Source organism: Bacillus paramobilis (genome assembly GCF_038096195.1).
Taxonomy (GTDB): domain Bacteria; phylum Bacillota; class Bacilli; order Bacillales; family Bacillaceae_G; genus Bacillus_A; species Bacillus_A mobilis.
Genome location: NZ_CP151108.1, coordinates 5,207,501 through 5,223,550, shown reverse-complemented (window position 1 = coordinate 5,223,550; position 16,050 = coordinate 5,207,501). Strand labels below are relative to the sequence as shown.

The 16,050-nt window shown below is 37.8% G+C and carries 16 protein-coding genes (1 of these 16 running past the window's edge); all 16 read left to right on the top strand.

The window, feature by feature from the left end; genetic code table 11:
- Positions 1 to 133: 133 nt before the first annotated feature.
- Positions 134 to 2,605: a stage II sporulation protein E gene (spoIIE, locus tag AABL52_RS26730; RefSeq protein ID WP_341518711.1), complete on the top strand. Its 2,472-nt coding sequence runs from the start codon at positions 134 to 136 to the stop codon at positions 2,603 to 2,605.
- A gap of 218 nt (positions 2,606 to 2,823) precedes the next feature.
- On the top strand, positions 2,824 to 4,254 hold the full coding sequence (tilS, locus tag AABL52_RS26725) for a tRNA lysidine(34) synthetase TilS (protein ID WP_000655439.1): 1,431 nt from the start codon (positions 2,824 to 2,826) through the stop codon (positions 4,252 to 4,254).
- Entirely contained in the window at positions 4,251 to 4,793 is a 543-nt protein-coding gene (gene hpt, locus AABL52_RS26720) for a hypoxanthine phosphoribosyltransferase (RefSeq protein WP_000981838.1), read from the top strand. Before tilS ends, hpt begins: the two co-directional genes overlap by 4 nt.
- 85 nt (positions 4,794 to 4,878) lie before the next feature.
- On the top strand, positions 4,879 to 6,780 hold the full coding sequence (ftsH, locus tag AABL52_RS26715; protein ID WP_001079662.1) for an ATP-dependent zinc metalloprotease FtsH: 1,902 nt from the start codon (positions 4,879 to 4,881) through the stop codon (positions 6,778 to 6,780).
- A gap of 225 nt (positions 6,781 to 7,005) precedes the next feature.
- A complete protein-coding gene (locus tag AABL52_RS26710; protein ID WP_000578367.1) occupies positions 7,006 to 7,794 on the top strand; it encodes a type III pantothenate kinase in 789 nt (262 codons plus the stop codon).
- A gap of 6 nt (positions 7,795 to 7,800) precedes the next feature.
- Positions 7,801 to 8,676, top strand: coding sequence for a redox-regulated molecular chaperone HslO (gene hslO / locus AABL52_RS26705; RefSeq protein WP_061678927.1), 876 nt, complete (start codon positions 7,801 to 7,803; stop codon positions 8,674 to 8,676).
- Between the two features lie 113 nt (positions 8,677 to 8,789).
- A complete protein-coding gene (gene cysK, locus AABL52_RS26700; protein ID WP_001261702.1) occupies positions 8,790 to 9,713 on the top strand; it encodes a cysteine synthase A in 924 nt (307 codons plus the stop codon).
- 221 nt (positions 9,714 to 9,934) lie between these two features.
- Positions 9,935 to 11,332 (top strand): aminodeoxychorismate synthase component I, encoded by a 1,398-nt coding sequence (gene pabB, locus AABL52_RS26695; protein WP_341518710.1) that lies wholly within the window; start codon positions 9,935 to 9,937, stop codon positions 11,330 to 11,332.
- 5 nt (positions 11,333 to 11,337) lie between these two features.
- A complete protein-coding gene (pabA, locus tag AABL52_RS26690; protein ID WP_341518709.1) occupies positions 11,338 to 11,925 on the top strand; it encodes an aminodeoxychorismate/anthranilate synthase component II in 588 nt (195 codons plus the stop codon).
- A complete protein-coding gene (gene pabC, locus AABL52_RS26685) occupies positions 11,919 to 12,776 on the top strand; it encodes an aminodeoxychorismate lyase (RefSeq protein ID WP_000909861.1) in 858 nt (285 codons plus the stop codon). The genes pabA and pabC overlap by 7 nt, the downstream gene beginning before the upstream one ends.
- Positions 12,766 to 13,626 carry a dihydropteroate synthase gene (gene folP, locus AABL52_RS26680; RefSeq protein WP_033655950.1) on the top strand — a complete coding sequence of 287 codons (861 nt, stop codon included), beginning with the start codon at positions 12,766 to 12,768 and terminating at the stop codon, positions 13,624 to 13,626. Before pabC ends, folP begins: the two co-directional genes overlap by 11 nt.
- Positions 13,627 to 13,989, top strand: a complete 363-nt coding sequence (folB, locus tag AABL52_RS26675) for a dihydroneopterin aldolase (RefSeq protein WP_000358076.1) — start codon at positions 13,627 to 13,629, stop codon at positions 13,987 to 13,989.
- Positions 13,986 to 14,501 (top strand): 2-amino-4-hydroxy-6-hydroxymethyldihydropteridine diphosphokinase, encoded by a 516-nt coding sequence (folK, locus tag AABL52_RS26670; RefSeq protein ID WP_001059441.1) that lies wholly within the window; start codon positions 13,986 to 13,988, stop codon positions 14,499 to 14,501. Before folB ends, folK begins: the two co-directional genes overlap by 4 nt.
- Complete coding sequence (locus tag AABL52_RS26665; RefSeq protein ID WP_000387029.1) at positions 14,453 to 14,656, top strand: helix-turn-helix domain-containing protein; 204 nt, start codon at positions 14,453 to 14,455, stop codon at positions 14,654 to 14,656. Before folK ends, AABL52_RS26665 begins: the two co-directional genes overlap by 49 nt.
- Before the next feature lie 23 nt (positions 14,657 to 14,679).
- Positions 14,680 to 15,678: a tRNA dihydrouridine synthase DusB gene (dusB, locus tag AABL52_RS26660; protein WP_000912237.1), complete on the top strand. Its 999-nt coding sequence runs from the start codon at positions 14,680 to 14,682 to the stop codon at positions 15,676 to 15,678.
- Between the two features lie 159 nt (positions 15,679 to 15,837).
- Positions 15,838 to 16,050, top strand: the beginning of a protein-coding gene (gene lysS, locus AABL52_RS26655; protein ID WP_000369672.1) for a lysine--tRNA ligase. 1,287 nt of this gene lie beyond the right edge of the window; the window shows 213 of its 1,500 coding nt (coding positions 1–213); the start codon lies at positions 15,838 to 15,840; its stop codon lies off the right edge, out of view.

Here is a 16,050-nt window from a genome sequence, read left to right as displayed (position 1 = left end):
CTTGTATATATGTAGAGTTATTTCGAATAAAAAGTCGAACGATTATAAAAGTGAAAACTGTTGTTTTGACAAAAATCCCAATAATAATCTTTTATAATGACAGTAATTAAACTATGCAGGTGGTGTTAAAAATATGCCTAAAGCAGGAAGGAATACTATGAATACAAGTGCATTGGCAATGAATGAGAGTCAGCTTGGAGCAGTAAAGTGGACAAGTAAGTTGCGAATGAAGTTTGAACAAGTTTTCTTTAGATGGGGATTCATTATTGTTGTTATTGGTTTTCTTTTGGGACGAGCATATATATTAACAAACATTTTACCGTTTGCACTGCCATTTTTTGCTGCTGTTTATGTTATGAAGCGGGATAAAATGCCGCTCGCGTTCTTGGCTCTAATGGGGGGCGCACTTTCAGTTTCGATAGATAATTTATTCTTTACCTTTGCATCTATTTTTACTTTCTTCATTTATAATATCTTCTTTAGTCGGTTTACACGTAAAACTGTTGGACTTGTTCCATTCCAAGTATTTATCTCCGCATTAACCGCACATGTAGTTGTCGTATATTTTGCGCAACAAACTGTTACCATGTACGATTTACTTGTTAGTACGATTGAGGCAGGGCTTAGCTTCGTATTAACTATGATATTTTTACAAAGTGTTCCGCTTTTAGTCGAACGAAAAGGTAAACAACAAGCGCTAGAGACAGAAGAAATTGTTTGTTTAATTATATTACTAGCATCTGTTTTAACAGGTACAACAGATTGGTTTGTATATGACGCTTCTATTCAACATATTTTTACTAGGTATTTAGTGCTCGTGTTTGCATTTATCGCGGGGGCTGCTACGGGATCTACAGTGGGGGTCGTCACTGGATTAATATTAAGTTTAGCGAATGTCTCCAGTTTGTCTCAGCTTAGTCTGCTTGCTTTTTCTGGATTGCTTGGTGGTTTGTTAAAAGAAGGGAAGCGTTTAGGTGTTAGTTTAGGTTTATTAATCGGGACGAGCTTGATTACGCTATATGTAGACAAGCAAACAAACATAGTGACAACTTTAGTTGAATCCGGTGTGGCGATTGCGTTCTTCTTATTAACACCGAAACTTGTTATGGATCGTATTGCTAAATTCATGCCAGGCACACAGGAACATTCGCAAGATCAACAACAGTATTTAAGAAGGATGCGTGATGTTACAGCGAATAAAATTAATCAATTTGCCAATGTATTTGCTGCTTTATCTAATAGCTTTTCTGTATATGGATATGTGGAGGAGGAAGATAAAGAGACAGAGGCAGATTTGTTCTTAAGTACAATTACTGCAAAAACATGTCAAACATGCTTTAAAAAGGACCAATGCTGGGTAGTTAATTTCGATAAAACGTACGATTATATGAAACAAATAATGAGTGAAACGGAAGAGGGGACGTTGCAGCATAATCGGAAGTTAGTTCGTGAATGGGACAAGCATTGTGTGAGAGGGAAGAAAGTGACGGATTTAGTAGCTGGTGAATTAGATCATTTCTATGAGGGGCAGAAATTACGAAAACAAATGAAGGAAAATCGTAGGATAGTAGCGGAGCAACTATTAGGTGTATCAAAGGTTATGGAGGATTTTGCTAAGGAGATACAAAGAGAACGAGAAAATCATCAAGTACAAGAAGAACAGATTTTGCAAGCGTTTCGTGATTTTGGCGTAGAAATAGAGCACGTTGATATTTATTGTTTAGATAGAGGAAGTATTGATATTGAAATGCTGATTCCGGTTGCATCTAATGAACATGGAGAGTGTGAAAAATTAGTTGCGCCGATGCTTTCTGATATTCTAAAGGAAAATATAGTTGTTAAACATGAAGAAAAGTCTTCTTATCCGAACGGTCACAGCTTAATATCATTTGGTTCAGCAAAGACGTATTCTCTTGATACGGGATTGGCTACAGCTGCCAAGGGTGGTGGGTTTGTTTCGGGTGATTCTTATGCGATGATGGATCTAAGCGTCGGTAAATATGCGCTTGCGATTAGTGATGGTATGGGAAATGGGCAAAGAGCTCATATGGAGAGTAAAGAAACGGTGAAATTATTACAAAAGATACTTCAATCAGGCATTGATGAGGAAATAGCGATTAAGTCTATCAATTCTATTCTTTCTTTAAGAACAACAGAAGAGATGTTTACGACGTTAGATTTAGCTATGGTAGATTTGCGGGATGCGAGTGCGAAGTTTTTAAAGATTGGATCGACACCGAGTTTTGTTAAGCGTGCAAATAACATTTTGAAAATTGAGGCAAGTAATTTACCGATGGGGATTATTGAAGATGTTGAAGTTGATGTAGTAGGTGAACAATTAAAAACGGGTGATATTCTTATTATGATGAGCGATGGGATTTTTGAGGGAGCGCAACATGTGGAGAATCATGAACTATGGATGAAACGAAAAATTAAAGAATTACAAACCGAAGATCCGCAAGAAATTGCTGATATCATTATGGAAGAGGTGATTCGCTCTGGTGATGGTTATATAAATGACGATATGACTATTGTTGTGGCGAAAGTGAAGAAAAATATGCCGAAGTGGGCTACGATTCCAATTGTAGGAATGCAGGCACAATAAACTTTAAGTGTGATGTTTCTTTCTAAAAACCTAGGTGGATGCCTAGGTTTTTTGCTTTAAAAGATAATGGTATTATTTTTGTGAATATGTACGGATGATGTAAGATAAAAATGTAATTTTTGTATATCTTTTTTTTGCACAATGTTTGTAAAAGTTGTACCATTATAAACAAGGTAACTAACGTTGCTGTTCTTGTTTAATGAAAGGTGATTACGAAGTTGAAAGATACATTTGTTGAAAAGGTAGATGACTTTGTAAAGCAGCATGATGTATTAAAGGAACATTCAACAATTGTTGTAGGGGTTTCTGGTGGTCCTGACTCTTTGGCTCTTCTATATTATTTGTTAGAAAAAAGAGCGGCAAAACAGTTTGAAATTGTAGTGGCGCATGTGGATCATATGTTTAGAGGTGATGAATCTCATGAGGACCTACAGTTTGTGCAGGACCTTTGTAAGGGACTGGGAGTTATTTGCGAAACGATAAGGATTAATGTGTCGCAATATCAACAGCAATATGGGATGAATGCACAAGTTGCTGCTAGAGAATGCAGATATGCATTTTTGGAAAGAATAATGAAGAAATATGATGCGAGATATGTAGCTCTTGGACATCATGGTGATGACCAAGTAGAGACGATCTTAATGCGCCTTGTGCGAGGGAGTACTCCGAAAGGATATGCAGGCATTGCAGTGAAGCGTCCTTTTCATAATGGATATTTAATTAGGCCGTTACTTGGAGTAACGAAGGAAGAAATTGTTGATTACTGTAATAAGCTAAAAATAATTCCTCGTATAGATCCAAGTAATAAAAAGGAAGTATATACAAGGAATCGATTACGTAAATATGTCCTTCCGCATTTGAAAGAAGAAAATTCACAAGTGCATGAGAAATTCCAAAAATTTAGCATGCAGATGCAAGAGGATGAGGCGTATTTGCAGGAATTAGCTTTTGAGAAAATGAATAAAGTAATTACAAAAAAAAGTGATAAACAAATTAGCTTATCAATTCCTGCCTTTGAATCCATGTCTATGCCTTTACAAAGAAGAGGGATTCAACTAATATTAAACTATCTTTATGAATATAAGATTCCATCTTCTCTTTCCTCTATACATATTGACAAAGTGATTGAGTTTTTTAAGCGGACACAACCTTCGGGTTCACTTGATTTCCCAGGTGATTTAAAAATTGTTCGCGCATACGAGGAGTGCAGCTTTGGATTTAAACAAGAAATTGTTTCTCCTTTTTTACAAGATTTATCAGTGCCCGGGACAATTACGCTATCGAACGGGGATAAGCTTGTAGCAGAGGTGAGCGAAGATATACCAAGTAACATGAATGAAACAGTATTTGTTGCTAAGTATAATGATATATCATATCCACTTCGTATTCGTTCTAGAGAAAATGGAGATCGTATGTCAATACAAGGTATGAATGGCACAAAAAAGATAAAAACTATTTTTATCGAAGCAAAAGTACCAAGAGAAAAAAGAGAAGAATGGCCGGTCGTTTGTGATGCAAGTGGGAATATTATTTGGATACCCTTGTTGAAGCGATCTGCATTTGCTATCTCGAAAGAGACGGCAAAGAAGGATAAATATATGATTATTCACTACAAAAGCAAGGAGTCTTCCGGGAGGATAATGAAATGATGAATCAAGATATCGAAAAAGTATTAATTTCTGAAGAACAAATACAAGAAAAGGTGCTCGAATTAGGCGCAATTATTGCAGAGGATTATAAAAACACAGTACCTCTTGCAATCGGCGTATTAAAGGGTGCAATGCCATTCATGGCAGATTTATTAAAGAGAACAGATACATATCTTGAAATGGACTTTATGGCTGTATCTAGTTACGGTCACTCTACTGTTTCAACAGGCGAAGTGAAAATTTTAAAAGACCTTGATACTTCTGTAGAGGGTCGCGATATTTTAATCGTTGAAGATATTATTGATAGCGGTCTTACGCTAAGCTACTTAGTAGACCTATTTAAATATCGTAAAGCGAAATCTGTAAAAATTGTTACGTTATTAGATAAGCCAACAGGCCGCAAAGTAGATTTGAAAGCGGATTATGTTGGATTTACTGTACCGCATGAATTTGTTGTAGGATATGGATTAGATTATAAAGAGCAGTACCGTAATCTTCCTTATGTAGGAGTATTAAAACCAAGCGTTTACTCAAATTAATTAAATACAGGCGTCACAATTGTATAGGAAAGTTTTTCTATGTTACGATTTACTATAGTGTTTATGCCGTGAGAGGAGGTTAGGAATGAATCGTATCTTCCGTAATACCATCTTTTATTTACTGATATTCCTAGTAGTAATTGGAATCGTGAGCTATTTTAATGGTTCGACACAAAAAACGACATCAGTTAGCTACGATAAATTCATTACTAAACTAGAAAAAGGTGAAGTGCGTAATGTGCAACTTCAACCGAAAAATGGTGTATTTGAGGTAAAAGGACAATTTAACAACTCTAGCCAAGGAGAACAATTTGTTACTTATGCACCAAATACTGAGGAATTACAAAAGAAAATTAATGACAAAGCGCAAGGTGCTGAAGTTAAGTATCAACCAGCAGAAGAAACAAGTGCTTGGGTAACATTCTTTACTTCTATCATTCCGTTTGTTATTATCTTCATTTTATTCTTCTTCTTATTAAACCAAGCTCAGGGCGGCGGTAGCCGTGTTATGAACTTCGGGAAAAGTAAGGCGAAGTTATATAATGACGAAAAGAAAAAAGTTCGTTTCAGAGATGTTGCTGGAGCGGATGAAGAGAAACAAGAGCTTGTTGAGGTAGTTGAATTCTTGAAAGACCCTCGTAAGTTCGCTGAAGTTGGTGCCCGTATTCCGAAGGGTGTTCTATTAGTAGGACCTCCAGGTACAGGTAAAACTTTACTAGCACGTGCCGTTGCAGGTGAGGCAGGCGTTCCGTTCTTCTCTATCAGTGGTTCTGATTTCGTAGAGATGTTCGTCGGTGTCGGTGCATCACGTGTACGTGATTTATTTGAAAACGCAAAGAAAAATGCTCCTTGTATCATTTTCATTGATGAAATTGATGCGGTAGGACGTCAACGTGGCGCAGGTCTTGGTGGTGGCCATGATGAGCGTGAGCAAACGTTGAACCAATTACTTGTTGAAATGGATGGATTCGGTGCAAACGAAGGTATTATTATCATCGCTGCGACAAACCGTCCTGATATTCTTGATCCAGCGTTATTACGTCCAGGTCGTTTTGACCGTCAAATTACAGTAGATCGTCCAGATGTAAATGGCCGTGAAGCTGTACTGAAAGTACATGCTCGTAATAAACCGCTTGATGAGAATATCAACTTAAGAGCAATTGCAACTCGTACACCAGGATTCTCTGGTGCCGATCTTGAAAACTTATTAAACGAAGCTGCTTTAGTAGCTGCGCGTCAAGATAAGAAGAAAATTGATATGAGTGACATTGATGAAGCGACGGATCGCGTTATTGCAGGTCCAGCTAAGAAGAGTCGTGTTATCTCTGAAAAAGAACGTAATATCGTTGCTTTCCATGAAGCAGGCCACACTGTAATTGGTGTTGTTCTTGATGAAGCAGATGTCGTTCATAAAGTAACAATTGTCCCTCGTGGTCAAGCTGGTGGATATGCAGTAATGCTGCCGAAAGAAGATCGTTACTTCATGACAAAGCCAGAGTTACTTGATAAAATCACTGGTTTACTTGGTGGTCGAGTAGCTGAGGAGATTGTATTTGGTGAAGTGAGTACAGGTGCTCACAACGACTTCCAACGTGCGACTGGCATTGCAAGACGTATGGTTACGGAATTCGGTATGAGTGATAAGCTTGGACCGATGCAATTTGGTAGCTCACAAGGTGGTCAAGTGTTCTTAGGAAGAGACTTCCATTCAGAACAAAACTACAGTGATGCAATTGCACATGAAATCGATGTGGAAATGCAAACAATTATGAAAGACTGTTATGCTCGTGCAAAAGAAATTCTTACTGAAAATCGTGATAAACTAGATCTTATTGCGAAAACGCTACTTGAAGTAGAAACGTTAGATGCAGAGCAAATCAATCATTTATGTGATTACGGCAGATTGCCAGAACGTCCAACGTCTTCAGCTGATGTGAAAGTAAACATCAACATGAAGAAGGACGATGAAGAATCAGAAGATAAGTAAGAGATGAAGGAGTGACGATAGTCACTCCTTTTTTTATTTGTGGAACGAAATGAAGTAGAAAAAGAATTTAAATAAATTTGGTATTAAAAATTGAAATAGAGCGTAATCTTTTTGTAAAATGATGAGGATAGAAAAGCTGATTATATAAGTATGTGTGATATGATGTTTTTATAAGTTTTATACATACTGAACAAATATAGATTAAATAAGATAAGTGGTGAGAATATGATTTTTGTATTGGATGTAGGGAACACAAATGCTGTGCTAGGCGTGTTTGAAGAGGGGGAACTTCGTCAACATTGGCGCATGGAAACAGATCGTCATAAGACAGAAGATGAATATGGAATGCTTGTAAAGCAGTTGCTTGAGCATGAAGGTCTTTCGTTTGAAGATGTGAAAGGTATTATCGTGTCTTCAGTCGTACCACCAATTATGTTTGCTTTAGAGCGCATGTGTGAAAAATATTTTAAAATTAAACCGCTTGTAGTAGGTCCTGGAATAAAAACGGGGCTAAATATTAAATATGAAAACCCACGTGAAGTAGGCGCGGACCGAATTGTAAATGCGGTAGCAGGAATACACTTATATGGAAGTCCGCTTATTATTGTCGATTTCGGTACGGCTACTACATATTGTTATATTAACGAAGAAAAGCATTATATGGGTGGAGTTATTACGCCGGGAATTATGATTTCAGCAGAGGCTTTATATAGTAGAGCGGCAAAACTTCCTCGTATTGAAATTACAAAACCAAGCAGTGTTGTTGGAAAGAATACGGTAAGTGCGATGCAATCTGGTATTCTTTATGGTTATGTTGGACAAGTGGAAGGTATTGTTAAGCGTATGAAAGAGGAAGCTAAACAAGAACCGAAAGTTATTGCAACAGGTGGATTAGCGAAATTAATTTCAGAAGAATCGAATGTAATTGATGTTGTAGATCCATTTTTAACATTAAAAGGTTTGTATATGTTATATGAGCGTAATGCAAATTTACAGCATGAGAAAGGTGAATAAATGAGTATGAAAGATTATTTAGTAAAAGCGTTAGCATTTGATGGAGAAGTGCGTGCATATAGTGTACGTACTACAAACACAGTAAGTGAGGCGCAAAGACGTCATGATACATGGAGAACAGCTTCAGCGGCACTTGGTCGTTCTTTAACTGCAGGTACAATGATGGGCGCAATGTTAAAAGGTGACCAAAAGTTAACGATTAAGGTAGAAGGTAATGGCCCGATTGGTCCCATCTTAGTAGATGCTCATGCAAATGGGGATGTACGTGGTTATGTAACGAATCCGCATGTTGATTTTGAAGGAACGGAACAAGGGAAATTACGCGTATATCAAGCGGTAGGTACTGAAGGATTTGTAACAGTAATTAAAGATATTGGTATGCGTGAGCCGTTTATTGGTCAATCTCCAATTGTTTCGGGAGAATTAGGGGAAGACTTCACGTATTATTTTGCAGTTTCTGAGCAAACACCTTCTTCTGTAGGAGTTGGCGTTCTTGTAAATGGAGATGACAGCGTATTAGCGGCAGGTGGATTTATCCTTCAAATTATGCCAGGTGCACAGGAAGAAACAATTTCATTCATTGAAGATCGTTTGCAGAACATTCCTCCTGTATCAACGTTAATCGAACAAGGGCTTTCTCCAGAAGAGTTACTGTATGCAGTTCTTGGAGAAGATAAAGTAAAAGTATTAGAAACGATGGATGTTCAATTTAATTGCACATGCTCACGCGAACGTATCGAGAGTGTGTTAATTAGTTTAGGTAAAACGGAGTTAGAGCAAGTTCGTGCAGAAGAAGAAGAGACAGAAGTTCATTGTCATTTCTGTAATGAGCGATACAAGTTCTCTAAAGAAGATATTACAAATTTAATTGAGAGTTTGTAATAAGGAAATTAAGGGGATTCACCCCCTAAATAGATTGACAAACAGGGAATTTTCTGACAAAATCTAAATATAGACAAAACCAATAAAAATACTCGGTGTTAGGAGTGACAGGAATGCGAGTGGCACAATCAGTTTCAGAATTAATCGGGAAAACGCCGATCGTTAAGTTGAACCGCATCGTAGAATCAGACAGCGCAGATATATACTTAAAATTAGAATTTATGAATCCGGGGAGCAGCGTTAAAGATCGTATTGCATTAGCTATGATTGAAGATGCTGAAAAAAAAGGATTATTAAAAGAAGGCGATACAATCATTGAGCCGACAAGTGGTAACACAGGAATTGGTTTAGCGATGGTAGCGGCCGCTAAAGGATATAAGGCAATTTTAGTAATGCCAGAAACAATGAGTATTGAGCGTCGTAATTTATTGCGTGCTTACGGTGCAGAATTAGTATTGACTCCAGGGCCTGAAGGAATGGGTGGAGCGATTCGTCAAGCAACAGAATTAGCAAAAGAGCATGGCTACTTTATACCACAACAGTTCAAAAACCAATCGAATCCAGAAATTCATCGTTTAACAACAGGGCCAGAAATTGTTGAACAAATGGGCGACCAATTAGATGCGTTTATTGCGGGTATTGGTACAGGTGGAACGATTACTGGTGCTGGTGAAGTACTGAAAGAAGCGTATAAAGATATTAAAATTTATGCAGTAGAACCTGCGGATTCACCGGTATTATCTGGTGGGAAACCGGGTCCACATAAAATCCAAGGAATTGGGGCAGGATTTATCCCAGAGACATTGGATGTAGAGGTATATGATGAAATTGTTCAAGTAAAAACAGAGCAAGCATTTGAATATGCAAGAAGAGTGGCTAAAGAGGAAGGGATTTTAGTCGGTATCTCTTCTGGAGCGGTTATTTATGCGGCAACAGAAATTGCGAAAAAGCTAGGTAAAGGGAAAAAGGTACTTGTTATTATCCCAAGTAACGGTGAACGTTATTTAAGTACACCACTTTATCAATTTGAGTCTTAATTATATGTGATTGAAAAAGCATCCTTGAAAAAAGGATGCTTTTTCTTTTTGGATTGGAAATAGGAAAAGAGTGAATGACTAGAAAACTTCATGTAAAATAAGAGGTAGTATAATTAATTTATTTTCACTAGCCTTCTAGTATAACTACTCTATATACATAACGAATGTAGTTTGAAGTGGTTAATCTAAGAGGGTGGGATAAAAGAAGACGGGGTGTTGATATGCAACGAAGAAAATCTTTAGCGCTTTCTATTCCATATCAGTTAGATTTCTTTAAGCAATATAAATTTCTTTCTAAGGATAAACCGCAACATATTTTGTTAGAGAGTGGACGTGGCGGTCGTTATAACATTGTGGGATTAAACCCAGTAGCGGTAATCCGAGGGAAGGATGAAACGTTACATATAAGCGAAAGTGGTAAGGAAACAATAAAGCAAGGAAACCCATTAGATTTAATGCAGGAATATATGGAGCGATGGGAAACGGACTATAATCCGGAATACCCGCCATTTCAAGGTGGTGCGATTGGTTACTTTAGTTATGATTGCATCCGTTATATTGAAAAACTGCCTTCTCTTGCGGAGGATGACATTAATATACCTGATATATTCTTTTTATTATTTGATGATGTGTTTGTGTATGATCAAGAAGAGAATGTATTATGGATTATTACACATTATGTAGATAAGCGTGAAGAGGCAAAAGAGCGATTAAATGAGTGGAAGGTTCTTTGGGCGACAGAAGCGCCGGAAGTGACTATACCATTTGCATGCCCTGAAAAGAAAAGTGAAGCAGTTGCTTTTACAGAAGAAAGCTTTATGAAGGCGGTTGAATGTATTCAAGAATATATTGGTGCTGGTGATGTGTTCCAAGTAAACTTGTCGACGAGACAAGAAAGAACGTTACAAACACACCCGCTAGAAATTTATACAAGTCTTCGTGAAATTAATCCATCTCCATATATGGGTTACTTGGAGCTTGGAGATTTTCAAATTGTTAGTGGGTCACCAGAGTTGTTAATTAAGAAACAAGGGACCGAAGTAAGTACAAGACCAATTGCTGGAACGAGATCTAGAGGTGTGAATGAGCAAGAGGATGAAGCATTAGCAAGAGAATTAATTGAAAACGAAAAAGAAAGAGCAGAGCACGTCATGCTTGTGGATTTAGAACGAAATGATTTAGGGCGTGTTTGTAAATATGGCACTGTAGAAGTAGATGAGTTTATGGTAATCGAGAAATACTCACATGTAATGCATATTGTTTCTAATGTGCGTGGTGAGGTGGATGAAGATAAAGATGCTTTTGATTTAGTGAAGGCTGTATTCCCTGGGGGAACAATTACTGGTGCCCCGAAAATACGTACGATGGAAATTATTGAAGAATTAGAACCTGTTCGCAGAGGGATTTATACAGGTTCAATCGGTTGGATCGGTTATTCTGGAGATACAGAATTGAATATTGTAATTAGAACACTTCTTGCTAAAGATGGAAAGGCTCATGTACAAGCAGGAGCGGGAATTGTAATTGATTCAAATCCGGAAAATGAATATAAAGAGTCGTTAAAAAAGGCGATTGCTTTATGGCGTGCAAAAGAACGTAGTGAAGAAACGGTTAGGTGAGAGAAATGATATTAATGATTGATAATTATGATTCTTTTACATTTAATTTAGTACAGTTTCTAGGGGAACTTGGACAAGAGCTTGTTGTTAAACGTAACGATGAAGTGACTATTTCGGATATTGAGAATATGAAACCAGACTTTTTAATGATTTCACCAGGTCCGTGTAGTCCGAATGAAGCCGGTGTTAGTATGGAGGTTATTCAATACTTTGCTGGAAAGATTCCGATTTTTGGGGTTTGTCTTGGGCACCAATCCATTGCACAAGTGTTTGGTGGAGAGGTTGTTCGTGCGGAGCGCTTAATGCATGGGAAAACGTCGCTTATACATCATGACGGAAAGACGATTTTTTCGGATATTCCTAATCCGTTTACTGCGACGCGCTATCATTCCCTTATCGTTAAGAAAGAGACGTTACCTGATTGCTTAGAGGTAACATCTTGGACGGAAGAAGGGGAAATTATGGCGCTCCGTCATACAACGTTACCGATTGAAGGTGTACAGTTCCACCCGGAATCGATTATGACTTCCCACGGGAAAGAGTTGTTGCAAAATTTCATTCGTAAATACAGTCCAAGTGTGACATCATGTTAATTTACGTAAATGGTGAGTACGTAGAAGCGAATGAAGCGAGAATTTCTCCTTATGATCATGGTTATTTATATGGTCTTGGAGTGTTTGAGACATTTCGTATTTATAATGGTCATCCTTTCTTATTGGATGATCATTATGATCGTTTAATAGATGCGCTGAATACATTGCAAATTAAATGGACAATGACGAAAGATGAAGTATTGCTTATTCTGAAGAACCTACTCGTTAAGAATGAATTAGAGCATGCGTATGTCCGTTTTAATGTATCGGCGGGTATAGATGAAATTGGATTGCAAACGGAAATGTATGAAGAGCCGTCTGTTATTGTTTTTATAAAACCTTTAGCAGCCCCGGGAGATGTAGTGGAAAAAGAAGGGGTTGTTTTAAAGCAAGTGCGAAATACGCCAGAGGGTGCGTCCCGCTTGAAGTCTCATCATTATTTAAATAACATTTTAGGGAAACGTGAAATTGGAAATGTTGTGAATAAGGAAGGTATTTTCCTTACTGAAACAGGTTATGTTGCAGAGGGTATTGTTTCGAATCTCTTTTTCGTAAAAGGTGATATTTTATATACACCTTCGTTAAAAACAGGGATTTTAAATGGTATCACTCGTGCGTTTATTATAAAGGTTGCTGAAGAGTTAGGTATAGAAGTAAAGGAAGGTTTCTTTACAAAAGATGAATTACTTTCAGCTGAGGAAGTCTTCGTAACAAATTCGATTCAAGAAATTGTTCCGCTTTATCGTATAGAGGGACGAGATTTCCCGGGTAAAGTAGGTATGGTTACAAAAAGGTTTATGAGTCTTTATGAAATGCAGAGAGAGAAATTGTGGAGCAGAAATGAATTGTGAAGAGGAGATGTGTAGTTTGAAGTGGGATTATGATTTGCGCTGCGGCGAATATACATTGAACTTAAATGAAAAAACCTTAATTATGGGGATTTTAAATGTAACACCAGATTCGTTTTCTGATGGCGGGAGTTACAACGAGGTAGAGGCTGCAGTGCGCCATGCGAAAGAAATGCGAGATGAAGGTGTTCATATTATTGATATCGGCGGTGAATCCACTCGTCCGGGTTTTGCTAAAGTATCAGTGGAAGAAGAAATCAAGCGAGTTGTTCCAATGATTCAGGCGGTTTCAAAAGAAGTAAAATTGCCTATTTCTATCGACACGTATAAAGCTGAAGTTGCAAAACAAGCAATAGAGGCGGGTGCTCATATTATTAATGATATTTGGGGAGCGAAGGCGGAACCGAAAATCGCTGAAGTTGCAGCTCATTACGATGTACCTATTATTTTAATGCATAATCGCGATAACATGAATTACCGCAATTTAATGGCTGATATGGTCGCTGATTTATATGACAGTATTAAAATTGCTAAAAATGCTGGTGTGCGAGATGAGAATATCATTTTAGACCCAGGCATTGGTTTTGCTAAAACACCTGAACAAAATTTAGAGGCGATGCGTAATTTAGAACAGTTAAACGTACTAGGTTACCCAGTGCTGTTAGGTACTTCAAGAAAGTCCTTTATTGGGCATGTGCTAGATTTACCGGTAGAGGAACGTCTTGAGGGAACGGGAGCTACCGTTTGTCTCGGTATTGAAAAGGGCTGTGAGTTTGTTCGTGTTCATGATGTGAGGGAAATGTCACGTATGGCTAAGATGATGGACGCGATGATTGGTAAGGGGGTAAAGTAATTGGATAAAATCTATGTTCATGATATGGAGTTTTATGGTTATCATGGTGTATTCCCAGAGGAAAATAAATTGGGGCAGAGATTTAAAGTGGACTTAACGGTGGAATTGGATTTGAAGCAGGCGGGAGAAAGTGATGACTTAGAGCATTCTGTCAATTATGGAGAGCTTTTTGAATTATGTAGAAAAGTTGTTGAAGATAGAACGTATAAGCTTGTAGAGAGTATCGCTGAAAATATTGCTGCAGATATATTGAAACAATATGAGAGTATTTTCCGTTGTACAATTAAAGTAATTAAACCAGATCCGCCGATACCTGGGCATTATCGTGCTGTAGCAGTGGAAATTACGAGAGAACGTCCATGAATAATATAGCTTACATTGCATTAGGCTCAAATATCGGAGAACGTCACACGTATTTAACTGAAGCGATTCAGTTTCTAAATAAAAATCCTTATATCCAAGTTGAGGATGTTTCGTCTGTATATGAAACGGAACCAGTTGGTTATACTGACCAAAGTTGCTTTTTAAATTTAGTTGTAAAAATTTCTACCAATTTATCACCGCAAGAGTTATTGAAAGTTACGCAAAGAGTAGAGAATGATTTAGGAAGAAAAAGGGAAATCAGATGGGGTCCGAGGACCATCGACCTTGACATTTTGCTATATAATCAAGAAAATATTGAAGCAGAGAATCTTATTGTTCCGCATCCGCGGATGTTCGAAAGAGCTTTTGTTATCGTTCCGTTGTTAGAGATTAATCAAGATATTAAACAAAACATTTCACGTTCACAAGTAGAAGAAATGAAAAGGCGAGAGGGAGTAACGGTATGGAAGCAGAAAAATGGGGAAGACGCATTCGTGCTTTTCGAAAGCTAAAAGGCTATACGCAAGAAGGTTTTGCTAAAGAGTTAGGGGTATCTGTATCTGTTTTAGGTGAAGTTGAGAGAGGGAATCGATCACCTTCCCAAGATTTTGTAGTGGAAGTTGCTAAGGCATTGAAGGTTTCGGTGGAGGAATTAATGCCAAAGTGACTATGAAGGAAGGAGTAAGTCGAGTGTTAAAGATCGCAAATATTGAGATGAAAAACCCGGTTGTATTAGCACCGATGGCGGGAGTGTGTAATTCTGCATTCCGTTTGACAGTAAAAGAATTTGGTGCAGGCCTAGTTTGTGCTGAAATGGTAAGTGATAAAGCGATATTACTTAATAACAAAAGAACATTAGATATGTTATATATTGATGAAAGAGAAAAGCCATTAAGTTTACAAATTTTTGGTGGAGAGAAAGAAACTCTTGTAGATGCTGCGAAATACGTAGATAAATATACGACAGCAGACATTATTGATATTAATATGGGTTGCCCAGTACCGAAAATCATTAAGTGTGATGCGGGAGCAAAGTGGCTTTTAGACCCAAATAAAATATATGAAATGGTAGCGGCAGTTGTAGATGCTGTTGAAAAGCCAGTTACAGTTAAGATGCGTATTGGTTGGGATGCAGATCATATTTTCGCAATTGAGAATGCAAAAGCTGTTGAACGTGCTGGCGGACAAGCGGTAGCAGTTCATGGGCGTACACGAGTGCAAATGTATGAAGGGAAAGCGGATTGGGATATTATTAAACAAGTAAAGCAAGCTGTAAATATCCCGGTTATCGGAAATGGTGATGTCGAAACGCCACAAGATGCAAAGCGAATGCTTGATGAAATTGGTGTAGATGGTGTTATGATCGGTCGCGCTGCCCTTGGGGATCCGTGGATGATTTATCGTACGGTAAAGTATTTGGAAACAGGTGAATTAATGCCGGAACCGACAGTGCGTGAGAAAATTGACGTATGTATGTTGCATCTAGACCGTCTTATCGATTTAAAGAACGAAAATGTCGCTGTAAGAGAGATGAGAAAGCATGCAGCTTGGTATTTAAAGGGTGTTCGTGGTAATGCAACTGTACGTAATGGTATCAATGCTTGTAATACGCGTGAAGATCTTGCGAATGTATTAGGTGCATTTGTAGAAGAAGTAGAAGCGAAACAACAAACAATTCACGTTGGTTAATAATAGATAGGGAAGATTGACATTCTTCTATACACTTCCTATAATTACGTGAAAGAAAGAAGAACTGCCAGCTAGTTGCTGGCAGTTTTTCTAGTTGAGTAGAAAATGCTATACTGTATATATTGTAAAAATTAATAGAGCTGGAGTGATATCAATACCATGGATAACATGAACCACGAAGAATTAAACGACCAATTGCTTGTTCGTCGTGAAAAGTTACATAACTTACGTGAGCAAGGAATCGATCCGTTCGGTAAACGATTTGAACGTACAAATGCAACAAATGACTTATTAAGCTTATATGGAGAGTTCTCTAAAGAAGAATTAGAAGAGAAAGAAATCTCTGTTTCTATCGCTGGTCGTATTATGACA

Bases quoted from the DNA above. Each gene is read 5' to 3' on its own strand.
- ftsH (WP_001079662.1), top strand. From the start codon at position 4,879: ATGAATCGTATCTTCCGTAATACCATCTTTTATTTACTGATATTCCTA.
- pabC (WP_000909861.1), top strand. From the start codon at position 11,919: ATGTTAATTTACGTAAATGGTGAGTACGTAGAAGCGAATGAAGCGAGA.
- AABL52_RS26710 (WP_000578367.1), top strand. From the start codon at position 7,006: ATGATTTTTGTATTGGATGTAGGGAACACAAATGCTGTGCTAGGCGTG.
- folK (WP_001059441.1), top strand. From the start codon at position 13,986: ATGAATAATATAGCTTACATTGCATTAGGCTCAAATATCGGAGAACGT.
- pabB (WP_341518710.1), top strand. From the start codon at position 9,935: ATGCAACGAAGAAAATCTTTAGCGCTTTCTATTCCATATCAGTTAGAT.
- spoIIE (WP_341518711.1), top strand. From the start codon at position 134: ATGCCTAAAGCAGGAAGGAATACTATGAATACAAGTGCATTGGCAATG.
- cysK (WP_001261702.1), top strand. From the start codon at position 8,790: ATGCGAGTGGCACAATCAGTTTCAGAATTAATCGGGAAAACGCCGATC.
- hpt (WP_000981838.1), top strand. From the start codon at position 4,251: ATGATGAATCAAGATATCGAAAAAGTATTAATTTCTGAAGAACAAATA.
- hslO (WP_061678927.1), top strand. From the start codon at position 7,801: ATGAAAGATTATTTAGTAAAAGCGTTAGCATTTGATGGAGAAGTGCGT.
- AABL52_RS26665 (WP_000387029.1), top strand. From the start codon at position 14,453: ATGGAAGCAGAAAAATGGGGAAGACGCATTCGTGCTTTTCGAAAGCTA.
- pabA (WP_341518709.1), top strand. From the start codon at position 11,338: ATGATATTAATGATTGATAATTATGATTCTTTTACATTTAATTTAGTA.
- folP (WP_033655950.1), top strand. From the start codon at position 12,766: ATGAATTGTGAAGAGGAGATGTGTAGTTTGAAGTGGGATTATGATTTG.